We start from the raw sequence: 15167 nt of genomic DNA on the forward strand, positions 1-15167 counted from the left end.
TGGTGTCGCCGGTGGCAGTGGGGTTTCCCCGCGTGCCGGAAGTCGCGACCGTCGATGACTGGACCGTGGAGTACCACGCTCCGGGCGGCGATCTTTCACCCGCCGGCATGATCAAAGGAGGCCCCTGGCCACGGGGACGACCGCCGCCGTCCTTCGATCACGCTCGCAAGATCGTCTCCAAGTCACTCGCCGCCCGCCGCGACGAGCGGCGGCGGAAAACGGCGATCAGGCGGGCAGGTGTGCCACGAGACCGTCGCCGAAGGCCGCCGCACTCCGGCAAGCCGCGCCCGTCCCACGCGCCGAGTGGCGATCTTCGGCCAGCCGGCTTGATCAAAGGAGGGCCCTGGCCGCCCAGGGCCGGTGCAACCCCGCCATGATCCAAGATACGAAGCCAAAGAACGGCAAGGAGCTGAGCGACCACCACCGGATGCCGCACGCCCACGCAGGCAGTGCGAGCGTGGGGTGAGAGTCCCCCGGGGAGCCGCGGGCGGAGCCTGCGGAAAGCGGAAAGAGGAGCAGCCTGCTAGATGCGGAAGCCGCGGTGCAGGGCTACTACGCCGCCGGTGAGGTTGCGCCAGGCGACCTTGCGCCAGCCGTTGGCGGTGACGCGGGCGGCCAGGCCTTCCTGGTCGGGCCAGGCGCGGATGGATTCGGCGAGGTAGACGTAGGCGTCGGGGTTGCTGGAGACGCGCTTTGCGACCTGAGGGATGGCCTTGACCAGGTAGCCGAGGTACGCGCCGCGGAAGGGGCGCCAGGTCGGGTGGCTGAACTCGCAGATGACGAGGCGGCCGCCGGGCTTGGTGACGCGGGCCATCTCCTGGAGCGCGGCGTCGGTGTCGACGATGTTGCGCAGGGCGAAGGAGATGGTGATGGCGTCGAAGGTCTGGTCGGCGAAGGGCAGGGCGAGGGCGTCGCCGGCGAGCAGGGGGACCGCGGGGCGCTTCGCGTGGCCGGCCTGGAGCATGCCGATGGAGATGTCGACGCCGACGGCCTGGGCGCCGGACTTGGCGAGCTCCTCGGTGGAGACGCCGGTGCCGGCGCCGAGGTCGAGGACGCGTTCGCCGGGCTTGAGGCCGAGGGCCAGCCGGGTCTCGCGGCGCCAGATGCGGTCCTGGCCGCCCGAGATGACCGTGTTGGTGAGGTCGTAGCGGCGCGCCACGCCGTCGAACATGGCGGCGACCTCGTGGGGCTGCTTGTCCAGCGAGGCGCGGCTCATGACGACACCGGGGTGAGCGGGATGGAGCGGCCGGTGCCGCCGCCGGGGATGGCGATCGAGGAGAAGTGTGACTGCACGCGGTCGTCCGTCGGGTCGTCGGCGGGGGTCCAGTGGACCCGCAGGTGGCGGTACTGGGTGTCCCGCTGGGCAGGGATGCGGTCCGAGTCGCGGATCATCTGGACCAGCTCGGTGAGGCGGGAGCGGTGGCGGGCGCCGGCGGAGGAGATGACGTTCTCCTCCAGCATGATCGAGCCGAGGTCGTCGACGCCGAGGTGCAGGGAGACCTGGCCGACGTCCTTGCCCGTGGTGAGCCACGAGGACTGCAGGTGGGCGATGTTGTCGAAGAACAGGCGGGCGACGGCGACGAGGCGCAGGTATTCCAGACTGGTCGCCTGGGTGCGGCCCTTCAGGTGGTTGTTCTCCGGCTGGTAGGTCCACGGGATGAACGACCGGAAGCCGCCGACGGTGCCGGCGAGGTCCGCGTCGACCGTGTAGCCGTTGGCGACGGCCTTGTCCTGCACGTCGCGGATCATGCGCAGGTGCTCGATGCGCTCGGCGTTGGTCTCGCCGGTGCCCATCATCATCGTCGCGGTGGAGGAGACGCCGAGGCGGTGGGCCTGGGTCATGACCTCCAGCCAGCGCTCGCCGGACTCCTTGAGCGGGGCGATCGCCTTGCGGGGGCGGTCGGGCAGCATCTCGGCGCCGGCGCCGGCGATGGAGGCCAGGCCCGCGGCCTTGATGCGCTGGATCGCCTCCTCGATGGAGACGTCCGACACCTTCGCCATGTGCAGGACCTCGGACGGTCCGATGGAGTGGATGACCAGCGAGGGGAAGGCCTGCTTGACCGCGGAGAACAGCTGCTCGTAATACTCGACGCCATACTCCGGGTGGTGGCCGCCCTGCAGCATCACCTGGGTCGCGCCGAGGTCGACGGCCTCCTGGCAGCGGTGCAGGATCTCCTCGGTGCTGTGGGTCCAGCCCTCGGCGTGCTTCGGCGCCCGGTAGAAGGCGCAGAACTTGCACGCCGTGACACAGACGTTGGTGTAGTTGATGTTGCGGTCGATGAGGTACGTGACGATGTTGTCCGGGTAGCGGCGGCGGCGCACGGTGTCGGCCGCCTCGCCCAGGGGGTGGAACGGGGCGTCGGTGTAGAGCAGCAGCGCCTCTTCCGGGCTGATCCGTCCGCCGTCGGCCGCGCGCTGCAGGATGTCGCTGATCACCGGAGTCTCCGTCACGCCTTCGAGACTACGTGGGTTCATTCGGTGCGCGGCAGGCCCCCGCGATCTGTCGTGCCTAGGATCACCAAGTGACTGACATGCGCTATCGACGCCTCGGCGCCTCGGGCCTGACCGTCTCGGTCGTCGGCATCGGATGCAACAACTTCGGCGGCCGCATCGACTCGGACCGCGCGGCGGAGGTCGTCCACGCCGCGATCGACCTCGGCGTGACCCTGTTCGACACCGCCGACATCTACGGCGCGACCCCGGGTGCCTCGGAGGAGGCGCTGGGTGCGGCGCTGGGCAAGCGGCGCGACGAGGTCATCGTCGCCACCAAGTTCGGGATGGACGCACGCGGCTCGAACGGGCCCGACTGGGGCGCCCGGGGCAGCCGGCGATACATCGCAAGAGCCGTCGAGGCGTCGCTGCGGCGGCTCGGGACGGACTACATCGACCTGTATCAGCTGCACTTCCCCGACCCGCAGACGCCGATCGAGGAGACCCTCGACGCGCTCAACGCGCTGGTGCAGGCCGGAAAAGTCAGATATATCGGGCACTCGAACTTCTCCGGCTGGCAGGCGGCGGACGCGGCGTGGACGGCGCGGACGAAGCACCTGGCACCGTTCGTCAGCGCACAGAACTCCTACTCGCTGCTGGAGCGGTCCGTCGAGAAGGACCTGGTACCGGCGCTGGAGCACTACGGCGTGGGGCTGCTGCCGTTCTTCCCGCTCTCCCACGGACTGCTGACCGGCAAGTACCGGCGCGGCGAGTCCGCCCCGACCGGCACCCGCCTGGCCCGGGACGGCTTCGACAAGGTCCTCGCCGCCGCACCCTGGGACACGATCGAGCGCCTCGAAGCGGTCGGCAAGGAGCGCGGGGCCGACCTTCTCGCCGTCGCGATCGGCGGCCTGGCCGCCCGGCCGGCGGTCACCAGCGTGATCGCCGGTGCCACCAGCGCCGAGCAGGTCAGGGCCAACGTGACCGCCGGCGCCTGGGTCCCCACCGTGGAGGACCAGGCCGCCATCGAGGCCGCGCTCACAGCTTGATCTGACCCACGAGCGGTGAGGAAGGCGTTTCCGCGCCACCCGTGCGTTCCTTCGTGACGCCGAAGGAAGGGGCGAGGCCGTTGATGTACTTACGACCCGTCCCGCCCGGGATGACACCGACATCACGTGCGGTGTCGCCGATCATCCACAGTTGGTAGTCCTTGTCGGACCCGGGGTCCTCGAGGCCGTCCAGGACCGCGACCGCGGCGTTCCGCGACGGCGACACGATCAGCGTCACCCGGCCGCCCGCCATCTCGGAGGAGACCAGGCGGGCGTCCGGGGCGGCGAGCACCGCGTCGATCCGCGCGTTCTCCTGCTGGTTCCCCTGCTCGACGACCGCCCACGTCCCGACCCCGACCCCGGCCGCCAGCACCGCCGCGGCCACCAGCCCGGTGCCCCAGCGCCGCAGCCGGTCCCGCCTGGACCGTGCCGGACTCGAAGCGCTCCGACGCGGCCGTTCCTGGGCGGTCCGGCCGATCTCGGCCAGCACCGACTCCCGCAGCCGCGGCGGCGGCGGCGAAGCGACCGCGTGCGTCAGCCAGGACGCCGTCTCCCGCAGCTCGGCGACCTCGACCGTGCACGCGCCGCACTCGCGCAGGTGCCGGTCGAACGCGGCCCGCTCCAGGTCGTCGACCGCGTCGAGCGCGTAGGCGCCCGCCAACGCGTGGATGTCCACCGTCTCGGTCATCAGAACGCCACCCCCAGGCAGTCCCGCATCCGGATCAGCCCGTCACGCATGCGTGTCTTGATGGTCGGCAGGGCGGCGCCGAGCAGGTCGGCGACTTCCCGGTAGCTGTTGCCGTTGTAATACGCGAGGGTGATCGCCTCGCGTTGCAGCTCCGTGAGACCGTCGAGACAGCGCCGCACCTGCTGCTGCTCGATGCGGGCGGTGGCGGCCTCGACCACGTCGTCGTACGGCGTGTCGACGCTGCTCGCGGCCACCCGCTGGGCCCGGTCGTTGCTGGCCTGCTCGGAGCGGACCCGGTCGACGGCGCGGCGGTGGGCGATCGTGAAGACCCACGCCGTCGCGGTGCCCCGGGTGCCGTCGAAGCGGCCGGCGTTGCGCCACACCTCGACCATGACCTCCTGCGCCACCTCCTCCGACTGGGCGGGGTCGCGCAGCACGCGGCGGATCAGCCCGTACACGCGTGGCGACAGCAGGTCATAGAGCTCGGCGAAGGCCCGCTCGTCACCCCGGGCGACCCGGCTCAGCAGCTCATCGGCGTCGACGCGCCGCTGCGGGGTCGGCACGGCGACGAGCCGCTGGGTGGGCAGCTCCTCGTGTTCGGGTCTCATATCGTTCATTCGGAGCAACCACCACGCCGGATTGGACCGGACCCAAGCCTCATGCGTCGTAGTCCACCACGACCTTGTCCGTGATCGGCAGGGCCTGGCACGTGAGGACATATCCGGCGGCGACCTCGTCGGGTTCGAGGGCGAAGTTGCGCGCCATCGACACCTCACCCTCCACGACGCGAGCGCGGCAGGTGGAGCAGACGCCGCCCTTGCACGCGTACGGCAGCTCGGGCCGCTGCCGCAGCGCCGCGTCGAGAATCCGCTCATCGGGGGCCATCGCCACGCGGGACGTGCGCCCGTCGAGAATGATGTCGACCGTCACACCCGAAATGTCCGAAGAAGGAGACGCCCGCTCCACTGGTACATCGGCGACATGAAACAACTCCGTGTGCACGACGTCGTCCGTGACGCCCCGCAGGCTCAACGCGACCCGGGCGTCCAGGACCATGCCGTGCGGCCCGCATAGGAACCACTCGTCGACGGTGCCCGCGGGCAGCAGCGTGTCGAGGATCGCGCCGACCCGCTGCTCGTCGAGGCGGCCGGACAGCAGCGCCGACTCCTGCGCCTCGCGGGACAGCACGTGAATGACGTGCAGCCGCTCCCGGTGCCGGTCCTTGAGGTCGGCGAGCTCCTCGCCGAACATGACGGTGCCGGCAGCGCGGTTGCCGTAGACGACGGTGAACCGGCTCGACGGCTCGACCTCCAGGGCGGTCGCGACGAGCGAGAGGACCGGCGTGATCCCGGAGCCGGCGACGAGCGCGGCGTAGTGCCGGGTCCGCGACGGGTCGAACGCGCTGGTGAAGTGGCCCAACGGGGGCATGACGTCGATCTCGTCGCCAGGGCAGAGGTCGGCGACCGCGTAGGACGAGAACGCCCCGCCGGGCACCGCCCTGATCCCGACCCTCAGGACCCCCTCGGCGGCCAGCGTCGACGGGGTGGAGCAGATCGAGTAGGAACGGCGGATCTCGGTGCCGCCGTCCCAGCGCCGGACGGTGAGGTGCTGCCCGGCCTGGAACGCGAACGCGGCCCGCTGCCCGGCCGGCACGTCGAAGGTCACCACGACCGAGTCGTCGGTCAGCGGTTCGACGTCCACAACGGACAGTCGCTGGAACGTGGGGCGGCGCAGCTTGAGCCGGGTCGTCATATCGCCTTCACCGCGTCGAAGGGTTCGAGGCAGGCCGTGCAGCGCCACAGCGACTTGCACGCGGTCGAGCCGAACCGGGACAGCTGCTCCGTCGCCGGCGACCCGCACCGCGGGCAGCGCACGGACAACTGGACGGTCACCCTGGTCGAAGAAGGTGGCGCGATCCCGGCCGCGGCCAGCTTCGACCGGCCCTCGGGAGTGATCATGTCGGTGGTCCACGGCGGGTCGAGGACGGTCTTGACTGATATCTCCGACACACCCGCGTCGTGCAGCGCGGACTCGATGTCGGCGCGGATCAGGTCCATCGCCGGGCAGCCCGAATACGTCGGGGTGATCGTCACCGTGACGGCCTCGCCGTCGACCGTGACGTCGCGCAGGATGCCGAGCTCGGCGACGTTGAGGACCCGCAGCTCCGGGTCCTTCACGGCGGCGACCACGTCGAACAGCGTCACCAGCGGGCCCCCGGATGCGCGCGGTGCAGCACCTGCATGTCGGCGAGCAGCTTCGCGAGCGCCTCGGTGTGCACGCTGCGGCCGCCCCCCGCCTCCTCGATGAACGCGGGCCGCGTCAGCGTCGCCTCGGTGAGGACCGCGTCGACCGCCTCCAGCCATGCCGGGCGCAGCGTCGCCGGGTCCACCACGACGCCGGCGACATCCAGTGCGCGCACATCCTGATCGTGGTCGAACAGCTGGCCGGCGTACGGCCAGACCAGGTCGATCGCGGCCTGCATGCGCCGGTGCGACTCCTCGGTGCCGTCGCCGAGCCGCACGACCCATCGGGAGCTGTGATCGACGTGATACGCCGACTCCTTGCGCGCCTTTGCGGCCACCGCGGCGAGCCGCTCGTCGCCGACGCCGATCGACCGGTCATACAGCAGCCGCTGGTAGACCGACAGGAACAGCAGCTTGGCCATGGTCACCGCGAAGTCGCCGTTGTCGAGCTCGACCAGCCGCACGTTGCGGAACTCGTGCTCCGAGCGCAGGTAGGCCAGGTCATCCTCGGTGCGCCCCTTGCCCTCGAGCTCGCCGGCGTAGGTCAGCAGCATCCTGGCCACGCCGAGCTGGTCGAGGGCGATGTTGGCCAGGGCGATGTCCTCTTCCATCTCTGGCGCGCGCGAGCACCACTCGCCGAGCCGCTGCGCGGTGATCAGCGCGTCGTCGGCGAGGCCCAGGATGTATCCGGCGTGGCTCATATGTGTGCCGCGCCTTCCGGCACGTCATAGAACGTGGGGTGCCGGTACACCTTGTCGGCGGCCGGCGCGAAGAACGCGTCCTTCTCGTCGGGGCTGCTCGCCGTGATCTCCGTGGCCGGGACGACCCAGATCGACACGCCCTCCTGGCGACGGGTGTAGACGTCACGGGCGTTGCGCAGCGCCATCTCGGCGTCGGGCGCGTGCAGGCTGCCCACGTGCGCGTGCGAGAGGCCGCGCCTCGGTCGGACAAACACCTCAAACAGCACTTTTCCGCACCTTCTTCGAGGCATAGGTCGCTGCGGCTTCGCGGACCCAGGCGCCGTCTTCGTGCGCGCGCCGCCGGTGCTCCATGCGCTCCTGGTTGCACGGCCCGTCGCCCTTGATCACCCGCATCAGCTCGTCGTAGTCGGGCTGGGTGTAGCGATGCTGCTGATGATCCTCGTCCCATCGCAGGTCAGGGTCGGGAATGCGCAGGTCCAGCACGCCCGCCTGCTGCACGCACATGTCGACGAACCGCTGCCGCAGCTCGTCGTTGGAGAACCGCTTGATCTTCCAGGCCATCGACCGCTCGGAGTGCGTCGAGTCGCCGTCGGGCGGCCCGAACATCGCCAGGGACGGATACCACCACCGGTCGACGGCGTCCTGCGCCATCGCCTTCTGCTCCGGGGTCCCGTGCGACAGCGTGTGCAGGATCTCGAACCCCTGCCGCTGGTGGAACGACTCCTCCTTGCACACGCGGATCATCGCCCGCGCATACGGCCCGTAGGAGCAGCGGCACAGCGGCACCTGGTTGACGATCGCGGCACCGTCGACCAGCCACCCGATCGCACCGACGTCCGCCCAGGTCAGCGTCGGATAGTTGAATATGGAGCTGTACTTCTGCCGGCCGTCGATCAGCATCTCGACCAGCTCGTCGCGGGAGATGCCGAGCGTCTCGGCGGCGGCGTAGAGATACAGCCCGTGCCCGGCCTCGTCCTGCACCTTGGCCAGCAGGATCGCCTTGCGCTTCAGCGACGGCGCCCGGGAGATCCAGTTGCCCTCCGGCTGCATGCCGATGATCTCCGAGTGCGCGTGCTGCGCGATCTGCCGGATCAGCGTCTTGCGGTACGCCTCGGGCATCCAGTCACGTGGCTCGATCTTCTGATCCGCCGCGACGATCGTGTCGAAGTAGTCCTGGAGATCGGATCCGGCCGCCACGTCACGGCCGGCGGCCTGCTGCAGGTCCCGCTCGGCGCTGTCCACCTGCTCGAGGAGCGGGGCGAAATCGTTGCCGTACACCCTCCCAGTGTTACAGCAACTGACCGACTCAGCAAGAAGGTGTCACAAGTCGTCGAGCCAACTACCAGCAACTTTTGAGCGCGTCCGGGATGCGGGCCGCGCGTTGGAAGGAGAGACTGTCCGGGTTCGTCACGTCGGGTCACCCCCTGATCTCTTACGACGTGTTAACACCGGCAATACCTGTTTATGACCGACGGTCGATGCAATGGGTGCGACCGCCAGGGAGGGACCACCGACCCATGGGCAAGCGCGTCGGATTCACCGTGTTCATATTGCTCGCCGTCGCAGTGATGGTCGGCGTGCCGTACGTGTGGGGCAGCGACATGCTGGACGACATCGGCGCCAGCGCCACCGCGCCCGCCGCCGTCGCCGCGACGTCGTCCGCCTCGCCGTCGGACGCGCCGTCCCGCAAGGCCAACCCCGCCGCGCCGACCGCTCCCAACCTCCCGCCGGCGCTGCTGCACCCCGCCCCGGTCGCCGTCGACGCCACCGGCTTCTGGTCCTGGACCGTGCTGGACCGCCGCACCGGCGCGATGGCCGGCTCCGACAACGCCGCCACCACCCAGCGCACCGCCTCGATGATCAAGGCCTGGCTGGCCGCGGACTACCTGCGCCGCACCCCCAACCCCAGCGCCACGAACCTCCGCCAGCTCACCTCGATGATCCGCAACAGCGACAACACCGCCGCCTCGTACTTCTGGAGCCTCAACGGCCGCTCGGCCAGCATCACGCGGCTCGTGCAGATGTGCGGCCTGACCGACAGCAAGGCGTACATCGACTGGGCCAGCACCATGGTCTCCGCCCGCGACGCCGCCCGCATGGGCGCCTGCATCGGCGACGGCCGCGCCGCCGGCGCCAAGTGGACCGACTGGGTCCTCAACGAGATGCGCAACGTCAGCGGCAGCCAGGAGTTCGGCGTGGTGCCCGCGCTGCCGGCCGCGGAGAAGGCGGCGACGGCGGTCAAGAACGGGTGGATCGCCCGCAGCGACGGCAAGTGGCACGTCAACTGCATGGCCATCGGCACCGACTGGGTGCTGGGCGTGCTCACCGTGTACCCCTCGTCGAAGGGCATGAACTACGGCGCGGAGATCTGCTCCAGCGTGACCCGCCAGTTGCAGGCATAGCGTTGTTCCTGCTCCGGTCCGTCGTGGGCGCGCTCCGTCGCTCCCGTCAGACACCGGTCGGCCGTGAACGGCCTCCCTGCCACCTCCGCGTGCAGTTGCGCCGCCACGACCTGCGGTCGTGACAAGCCCACGGCCGCGAACGGCCGCGCCGCGACCTCCGGCCGCGACACCCCGCAGCCGCCTCCACGGCACGAGCACGACCCTGACCAAGATCCACCAGGACAACCGCTTGATCAAAGGACACGGGTGGCCGTCCGCACAGCCAAGCCCGTCCTTCGATCACGGGCCAGGCCGGAAGATCGCCGCGCGGAGCACGCCACTCCCCAGCCCCGGTCGTCGACCTCGACCGCTTTCTCGTGATCACGGAACTTCACGGGCGTCGGGGGGAGGGCTGGCATCGGCGATAACGAAAGGTGCCCTAGCCGACGAAGAACTCCGGGCCGTCGGATGGCAGCGCCGGCACCGCACCCCGCTCAGCCGCCCGGCGGGCGAACTCGCGAATCCCCGCCACCTGACGCTCCCCGAGCGAGAAGTCCAGCACCCGGAAGTAATGCGCAAGCGTCGACGCCGACAGTGTCTCCCAGCGCGCCGCGGCCTCCGCGACCTCGTCGAGCTCCGTCAAGCAGAGATCCTTGGAGCGCAGGAACCCCTCGTGCACGTCCTTGACCAGCCCGGGATGGGCCTCGGCGAAGGACCGCCGCACCCCCCACGCCGCGAACACCATCGGCAGGCCGGTCCACTCGCGCCAGGCCTGGCCGAGGTCGGTGACGGTCCAGCCGTGCTGCGGCGCGTCGTGCAGGGCGCGCAGCGCCACGTCGCCGATGATGACCGCCGCGTCGGCCTCGTCCAGCATCCGGGCCAGGTCGGGCGGGCTCTGGAAGTACGTGGGCGTGACGCCGAGCTTCGATTCCAGGTACATCTGCGCGAGGAGGACGCCGGTGCGCGACGTGGCGCCGAGCGCGACGCGACGACCGGACAGGGACGACAGCGGGACGGTCGACACGAGGTTGACCGACAGGACCGGGCCGTCGCTGCCGACCGCGATGTCCGGCAGGAGGAGCAGGTCCTCGGCGTTGCGCAGGTATTCGACGAGCGAGATCGGCCCGATGTCGAGGTCGCCGGCGACCAGGGCGGCGTTGAGCCGTTCGGGGGAATCCTTGTGCAGGTCGACGTCGATCAGCGCACCCGAGCGCATGAGGCCCCAGTAGAGCGGCAGGCAGTTCAGGAACTGGATGTGGCCGACGCGGGGCCGCTGCAGTGCAGGCACACCGGTAATGGTGCCCCAGACCGGGCCGTTCAAGCGGGCGGGGCGGCCATTGTCACAGCGCGTACCCTCATGGGGTGCGACGCCCCCTCGCAGTGCTGGCCTGCGCCATCGTATTGGCGGGATGCAGTACGCCCCCCGGAGAAAAGCCCCAAAACGCCCAGCAGCAGGCGGCGGCGACGGGCGAGGCAACGCCGAGCGAGAGCGTGAGCCCCAGCGCCGGTCCGAGCGCCAGTGGGCCGCTGTTCACGCCGACGCAGCCGGTGACGATGAACGTCAAGGGCTTCTGGTCGTGGGCGTTCTACGACCTGAAGGAAGACAAGCTGTACGGGTCGACGCCGTACACGACGAGCGACACCGCCAGCATGGCGAAGGCGTGGGTGGCCGCCGACTGGCTGCGGCGGCAGGCGGAGCAGAACAAGCAGCCGGCCGCGGCCGCGCTGACCGAGTTGTCGAGAATGATCCGCGACTCGGAGACGGAGAACACGTTCAAGTATCACGTCCAGAACGGCAACCTGACGTCGATCAAGCGGATGGTCACGACCTGCGGGCTCACCGAGACCAAGGGCACCCAGAACTCGTGGAGCCTCACGCAGATGTCGGCGCGGGACGTGGCCCGGCTCGCCAGGTGCATCGGGGACGGCCGGGCGGCGGGCCCGAAGTGGACCGGGTGGCTGCTCAACGAGATGCGCAACGTGCGCGGGCCCGGGCGGTTCGGGCCGATCGAGGCGCTGCCGGCGGACGTGCAGAAGACGACCGCCATCAAGAACGGCTGGCTGGCCCGCGACGACGGTCAGTGGCACATCGCGTGCATGGCCGTCGGCGACGGGTGGACGATCGGGATCATGGCGCACTATCCGAGCACGCTGGGGAAGGACTACGGAACGAAGACGTGCCGGGAAGTGACGAAGCAGCTGCTGACCCAGCCGCCGCGCTGACCCGCCACATCCAGCCGCCGAAGGCCGAAACGGCGACGAGACCGGCCACGCCGCAGCCGATGACGATGTGGCGCGGCTCGAACCGGCCGACCAGGACCCCGCCGGCGGCGTAGCCGAGCAGGTTGGCGGCGTTGACCACGGCGCCGAAGCGGGCGAAGAAGGCCCCGCGGACGGCGGCCGGGACGCGCCTGGCGGCGATGACGCCGAGGAAGTTGTTCTCCGCGCCGTTCACGGCGCCGCCGAGCAGCCACAGCGGATACAGCAGCAGGACCGCACCGACGAAGCCTGACGCCAGCACGACGAGCGCCGTGGCCAGGTGCATCAGGACCAGGGCGCGGCCGAGCGCGCCGTCGTCGCGGGCGCGGGCCGCCGCGAGCCATCCGCCGGCCAGCATGCCACCCGTCCACGCGGCCTCGACCAGCCCGAACTCGGCCGGGCTGCCGCCGAGCGTCTCCCGGATGTAGAAGACGCCGACCACCATGTCGACGTTGATCGCGAGCACGATGCTCCCGACGAGGCACACCATCGCCAGCAGGAATCTGTCGTTCCGGATCTTCCACGGTGTACGGGCAGCGCCCGGCGCCGCGACCGCCGCCTGCCGGCGGGTGTGCAGCAGCAGCCCCGCGACGACCACGGCCAGGTAGGTGGCGGCGTCGATCAGCAGCGGGACCCGCAGCCCGAAGGCGCCGACCAGCACGCCCGCGAGGGCCGGACCGGCGAGCGAACCGATGGAGTTGGCGGTCTGCCCGATCGCCATCGCCCGGCCGACGCCGTCCGGGCCGGCCATGTCCGGCAGCAGCGCGTTGAACGTGGGAGTGGTGACCGCCACCCCGGCGGCGAGCAGGCCGACCAGCAGGATCAGCAGCCAGGTGCTGGTGGTGAGCGCCATCGCGGCGCAGCAGGCGGCCTGCCCGAGTCCGACGGTGGTGAGCAGCACCCGGCTGTCGACCCGGTCGACGAGCCGCCCGACCAGCGGGGCGAGCGCGACGACCGGCACCACCGACGCGATGAGCACCGCGGCGACGGCCGTCCCGCCGGCCCCGCGCTCCTGCAGCGCCAGCACGATCGCGGTCGCGGCCATGAAGTCCCCGAGGAACGAGACACCCCGCGCGACCGCGAGCAGGTACACATCACGAGCAGATGTGAAGGACATGCTTCGAAAATAATCCTTCACATCCACTGATCGCTAGAGGTTGTCCTAAGTACGGGGAAAAGACCGGTACGTCACGTTGACCTGGCGGGACCCCTCGGGTGGATCGGCGCGGCGGGACCGGGCGTACCGGTCGAACAATGCGAACACCTGGTCGTTGAGCTCCCGCAGCTCGTCGGCGGTGACCTGGATCTGCAGGTCGGCCGAGGCCGCGGCGGTGTACCACTCGTAGGGCTCCGCGTCGCGACGGGCCAGCCACGCCCGCGCCCGGGCGTCCTCGATCTCCAGGAACATCGTGGACAACTCGCGGTCTGCCGCGCGCTCCGCCGCCCCACCCTCCGGGCCGGCCTCGATGTTGAGCCCCTGCAGCTGGCTGCGCCACACCCGCTCGCGCCCGTCGCCGCGGCTCGGCGCCTGCTCGATGAGGTTGACCTTCGCCAGCTCGCGCAGGTGATAGCTGGTCGCGCTGGGCGACAGCCCGCAGACCTCGGCGAGCTCGGTCGCCGTCGCGGGCTCACCCCCGTCGAAGAGCCGATCGAGGATCGCGATCCTCGCCGGATGCGCCAGCGCACGCATCGTCGCCGCGTCACGGATCTGCGCACGGTTCGGATCGAGCCGGACCGGGGTCTCGTCAGCCACGCAACCAGCGTATTCGGCGGCCCTTTCGACATCCGATCCGTGACCCTTCGGATGATCTAAGGTCAGACCTTTTTCCTTATGGTGAGTGATCGTTCCGGGTCCGGCTGAGAGGAGCCGTTCGTGCGAGTACGTGGCTACGCCCCCGCGACACCGTGCTGGACGGTGCTCACCAGCGCCGACCCCGGAGCCTCCGCGGACTTCTACGGCGGCCTGTTCGGCTGGCAGACCGCCGCGGCCGACGACGGGACCACCACGTTCCTGCTGCGCGACCTGGCCGTGGCCGGGCTCGCCGCGGCACCCGGCCGCCCCTCGGCGTGGCTGACCTACGTGTCCACCGAGGACATCGAGGCAACCGCCGGCCTCGTCGGCGACGCCGGCGGCACCGTGCTCCTGCCGCCGACGCAGGCCGGCACCCGCGGGCGCACCTCTTTGTTCGCCGACGCCACGGGCGCGGTCTTCGGCGCCTGGCAGCGCGGCACGTTCGCCGGCACCCAGGTCGTCAACGAGTCGAACACGATCTGCTGGAGCGAGGTCGTCACCCCCGACGTCCCCGCCGCCGTGAGCTTCTACGGCAAGGTCTTCGGCTGGACCGAACGCGCCGGCTCGGCGGGCGCCCACCAGGAGTATCACGAGTGGGTCGCCACCAACCGCGTGGTCGGCGGCATGAGCCCGATGGGCGCGATGTACCCGCCCGGCACGCCCGCCCACTGGCGCACGATCATCCTGGTCGACGACTGCGCCGCCATCGTCGCCCGCGCCGGCGAACTGGGCGGCCGCCTGGTCGCCGGCCCGGTCGACGCGGGAATCGGGCAGGGCGCCTTCCTGCTGGACCCGACCGGCGCCGCGTTCCTCGCCTTCGAACTGATCCCCGAGCTCCGCGACACGATGGCCTGACCGCGGCGCCGCCGCGCCACGATCGTCGCGGTCGCGGTCGCGGTCGCGGTCGCGGTCGGCGGCGCCGCGCCGGTCGCGGTGCGCCGTGCCACCCGCCCTGTCGCGATGGGCTGGGCCAGCCGTCCGTTGCGGTGCGCCGGACCAGCGGTCCGTTCCGGTGAGCCGGGCAGTTTTCCGTTGCGGTGCGCCAGGCTAGCTTTCCGTTGCGGTGAGCCGGGCTAGCCTTCCGTTGCGGTGAGCTGGGCGCGGAGTGCGGCGGCGAGGTCGCCCGCGGCGGCGAGCTGGGCCGGAGTGAGCGCGTCGACGAACAGCTCGCGGACGGCGCGCAGGTGCGGCACCGTCGCGCCGCGGAAGGACTCGGCGCCGCCCGGGGTCAGCACGACCTCGGCTCCCCTGTTGTCGGTGGCGCACTCCTCGCGGTGGATCAGGCCGCGCTTCTCCATGCGGGCGAGGTGGTGCGACAGCCGGCTGCGCTCCCAGCCGATGCCGGCGGCCAGCTCGGAGGAGCGCATCCGCCGGTCCTTCGCCTCGCTCAGCGCCAGGAGCACCGCATAATCGCCGGGCGACAGCGAGGTCTCGGTCTGCAACCGGGACGTCAGCTCTGACCGCAGCGCGTCCGCGGTCTCGATGAAGTCGCGCCAGATCCGCAGCTCGTCGGCCGTCGGCAGCTGCCGCCCCCGCCGCTGCCGGGGTGTGTCCTCCGTCATCACGCCTCCAATTGACGTGTCAATCATACGGTGCACATAATTGACACGTCAATTACCGGAGA

The 15167-nt window shown here is 70.7% G+C and carries 17 protein-coding genes; 4 read left to right on the top strand and 13 right to left on the bottom strand.

All coding sequences use genetic code 11. The annotated features are described in order from the left end of the window. Window positions 1-523: 523 nt before the first annotated feature. Together OHA72_RS07030 and mqnC are read right to left on the bottom strand one after the other, a co-directional pair. Window positions 524-1216, bottom strand: a complete 693-nt coding sequence (locus OHA72_RS07030) for a demethylmenaquinone methyltransferase (RefSeq protein ID WP_327007034.1) — start codon at window positions 1214-1216, stop codon at window positions 524-526. Next, a complete protein-coding gene (gene mqnC, locus OHA72_RS07035; RefSeq protein WP_442788527.1) occupies window positions 1213-2475 on the bottom strand; it encodes a cyclic dehypoxanthinyl futalosine synthase in 1263 nt (420 codons plus the stop codon). Before mqnC ends, OHA72_RS07030 begins: the two co-directional genes overlap by 4 nt. Before the next feature lie 56 nt (window positions 2476-2531). Between mqnC and OHA72_RS07040 the strand changes: the two genes are divergently transcribed. Continuing rightward, a complete protein-coding gene (locus OHA72_RS07040) occupies window positions 2532-3479 on the top strand; it encodes an aldo/keto reductase (RefSeq protein ID WP_327011485.1) in 948 nt (315 codons plus the stop codon). On the opposite strand, the gene OHA72_RS07045 is transcribed toward OHA72_RS07040, so the two are convergent. Genes OHA72_RS07045 through paaA form a run of 7 tightly spaced genes read right to left on the bottom strand, consistent with a single transcriptional unit; the run spans window position 3469 to window position 8389 of the window. Further along, complete coding sequence (locus OHA72_RS07045) at window positions 3469-4167, bottom strand: anti-sigma factor (protein WP_327007036.1); 699 nt, start codon at window positions 4165-4167, stop codon at window positions 3469-3471. The two genes, OHA72_RS07040 and OHA72_RS07045, sit on opposite strands and share 11 nt — an antisense overlap. Next, on the bottom strand, window positions 4167-4775 hold the full coding sequence (locus tag OHA72_RS07050; protein WP_327007037.1) for a sigma-70 family RNA polymerase sigma factor: 609 nt from the start codon (window positions 4773-4775) through the stop codon (window positions 4167-4169). Before OHA72_RS07050 ends, OHA72_RS07045 begins: the two co-directional genes overlap by 1 nt. Before the next feature lie 49 nt (window positions 4776-4824). Further along, window positions 4825-5919 (bottom strand): 1,2-phenylacetyl-CoA epoxidase subunit PaaE, encoded by a 1095-nt coding sequence (gene paaE / locus OHA72_RS07055; protein WP_327007038.1) that lies wholly within the window; start codon window positions 5917-5919, stop codon window positions 4825-4827. Then, window positions 5916-6374 (bottom strand): 1,2-phenylacetyl-CoA epoxidase subunit PaaD, encoded by a 459-nt coding sequence (gene paaD, locus OHA72_RS07060; RefSeq protein ID WP_327011486.1) that lies wholly within the window; start codon window positions 6372-6374, stop codon window positions 5916-5918. Before paaD ends, paaE begins: the two co-directional genes overlap by 4 nt. Beyond that, complete coding sequence (gene paaC / locus OHA72_RS07065; RefSeq protein ID WP_327007039.1) at window positions 6368-7111, bottom strand: 1,2-phenylacetyl-CoA epoxidase subunit PaaC; 744 nt, start codon at window positions 7109-7111, stop codon at window positions 6368-6370. Before paaC ends, paaD begins: the two co-directional genes overlap by 7 nt. Beyond that, window positions 7108-7401, bottom strand: coding sequence for a 1,2-phenylacetyl-CoA epoxidase subunit PaaB (gene paaB / locus OHA72_RS07070; RefSeq protein WP_327007040.1), 294 nt, complete (start codon window positions 7399-7401; stop codon window positions 7108-7110). The genes paaC and paaB overlap by 4 nt, the downstream gene beginning before the upstream one ends. Further along, window positions 7367-8389, bottom strand: a complete 1023-nt coding sequence (gene paaA / locus OHA72_RS07075) for a 1,2-phenylacetyl-CoA epoxidase subunit PaaA (RefSeq protein WP_327007041.1) — start codon at window positions 8387-8389, stop codon at window positions 7367-7369. Before paaA ends, paaB begins: the two co-directional genes overlap by 35 nt. A 239-nt stretch (window positions 8390-8628) precedes the next feature. On the opposite strand from paaA, the gene OHA72_RS07080 reads away from it, so the two are divergent. Next, on the top strand, window positions 8629-9513 hold the full coding sequence (locus OHA72_RS07080) for a serine hydrolase (protein ID WP_327007042.1): 885 nt from the start codon (window positions 8629-8631) through the stop codon (window positions 9511-9513). A 418-nt stretch (window positions 9514-9931) separates the two neighbouring features. On the opposite strand, the gene OHA72_RS07085 is transcribed toward OHA72_RS07080, so the two are convergent. Then, window positions 9932-10780 (bottom strand): menaquinone biosynthetic enzyme MqnA/MqnD family protein, encoded by an 849-nt coding sequence (locus tag OHA72_RS07085; RefSeq protein WP_327007043.1) that lies wholly within the window; start codon window positions 10778-10780, stop codon window positions 9932-9934. Between the two features lie 203 nt (window positions 10781-10983). On the opposite strand from OHA72_RS07085, the gene OHA72_RS07090 reads away from it, so the two are divergent. Then, the gene (locus OHA72_RS07090) at window positions 10984-11715 is read left to right on the top strand and encodes a serine hydrolase (protein WP_327007044.1); all 732 of its coding nucleotides are present in this window, start codon (window positions 10984-10986) and stop codon (window positions 11713-11715) included. Here the strand turns inward: OHA72_RS07090 and OHA72_RS07095 are convergent. Together OHA72_RS07095 and OHA72_RS07100 are read right to left on the bottom strand one after the other, a co-directional pair. After that, window positions 11621-12868, bottom strand: coding sequence for an MFS transporter (locus OHA72_RS07095; protein ID WP_327007045.1), 1248 nt, complete (start codon window positions 12866-12868; stop codon window positions 11621-11623). The two genes, OHA72_RS07090 and OHA72_RS07095, sit on opposite strands and share 95 nt — an antisense overlap. Before the next feature lie 45 nt (window positions 12869-12913). Further along, a complete protein-coding gene (locus OHA72_RS07100) occupies window positions 12914-13504 on the bottom strand; it encodes an ArsR/SmtB family transcription factor (RefSeq protein WP_327007046.1) in 591 nt (196 codons plus the stop codon). 120 nt (window positions 13505-13624) lie between these two features. Here OHA72_RS07100 and OHA72_RS07105 point away from each other — a divergent pair, with 120 nt between their 5' ends. Beyond that, window positions 13625-14398, top strand: coding sequence for a VOC family protein (locus OHA72_RS07105; protein ID WP_327007047.1), 774 nt, complete (start codon window positions 13625-13627; stop codon window positions 14396-14398). A gap of 218 nt (window positions 14399-14616) precedes the next feature. Here OHA72_RS07105 and OHA72_RS07110 read toward each other — a convergent pair whose 3' ends face one another. Next, complete coding sequence (locus tag OHA72_RS07110; RefSeq protein WP_327007048.1) at window positions 14617-15105, bottom strand: MarR family winged helix-turn-helix transcriptional regulator; 489 nt, start codon at window positions 15103-15105, stop codon at window positions 14617-14619. Window positions 15106-15167: the final 62 nt, after the last annotated feature.

The sequence above is a fragment of the Dactylosporangium sp. NBC_01737 genome (assembly GCF_035963215.1).
Lineage (GTDB): Bacteria > Actinomycetota > Actinomycetes > Mycobacteriales > Micromonosporaceae > Dactylosporangium.

Coding starts and splice junctions, on each gene's coding strand:
- OHA72_RS07030 (WP_327007034.1), bottom strand. CDS start 1,216: ATGAGCCGCGCCTCGCTGGACAAGCAGCCCCACGAGGTCGCCGCCATG.
- mqnC (WP_442788527.1), bottom strand. CDS start 2,475: ATGAACCCACGTAGTCTCGAAGGCGTGACGGAGACTCCGGTGATCAGC.
- OHA72_RS07040 (WP_327011485.1), top strand. CDS start 2,532: ATGCGCTATCGACGCCTCGGCGCCTCGGGCCTGACCGTCTCGGTCGTC.
- OHA72_RS07045 (WP_327007036.1), bottom strand. CDS start 4,167: ATGACCGAGACGGTGGACATCCACGCGTTGGCGGGCGCCTACGCGCTC.
- OHA72_RS07050 (WP_327007037.1), bottom strand. CDS start 4,775: ATGAGACCCGAACACGAGGAGCTGCCCACCCAGCGGCTCGTCGCCGTG.
- paaE (WP_327007038.1), bottom strand. CDS start 5,919: ATGACGACCCGGCTCAAGCTGCGCCGCCCCACGTTCCAGCGACTGTCC.
- paaC (WP_327007039.1), bottom strand. CDS start 7,111: ATGAGCCACGCCGGATACATCCTGGGCCTCGCCGACGACGCGCTGATC.
- paaB (WP_327007040.1), bottom strand. CDS start 7,401: ATGCCTCGAAGAAGGTGCGGAAAAGTGCTGTTTGAGGTGTTTGTCCGA.
- OHA72_RS07080 (WP_327007042.1), top strand. CDS start 8,629: ATGGGCAAGCGCGTCGGATTCACCGTGTTCATATTGCTCGCCGTCGCA.
- OHA72_RS07095 (WP_327007045.1), bottom strand. CDS start 12,868: ATGTCCTTCACATCTGCTCGTGATGTGTACCTGCTCGCGGTCGCGCGG.
- OHA72_RS07110 (WP_327007048.1), bottom strand. CDS start 15,105: ATGACGGAGGACACACCCCGGCAGCGGCGGGGGCGGCAGCTGCCGACG.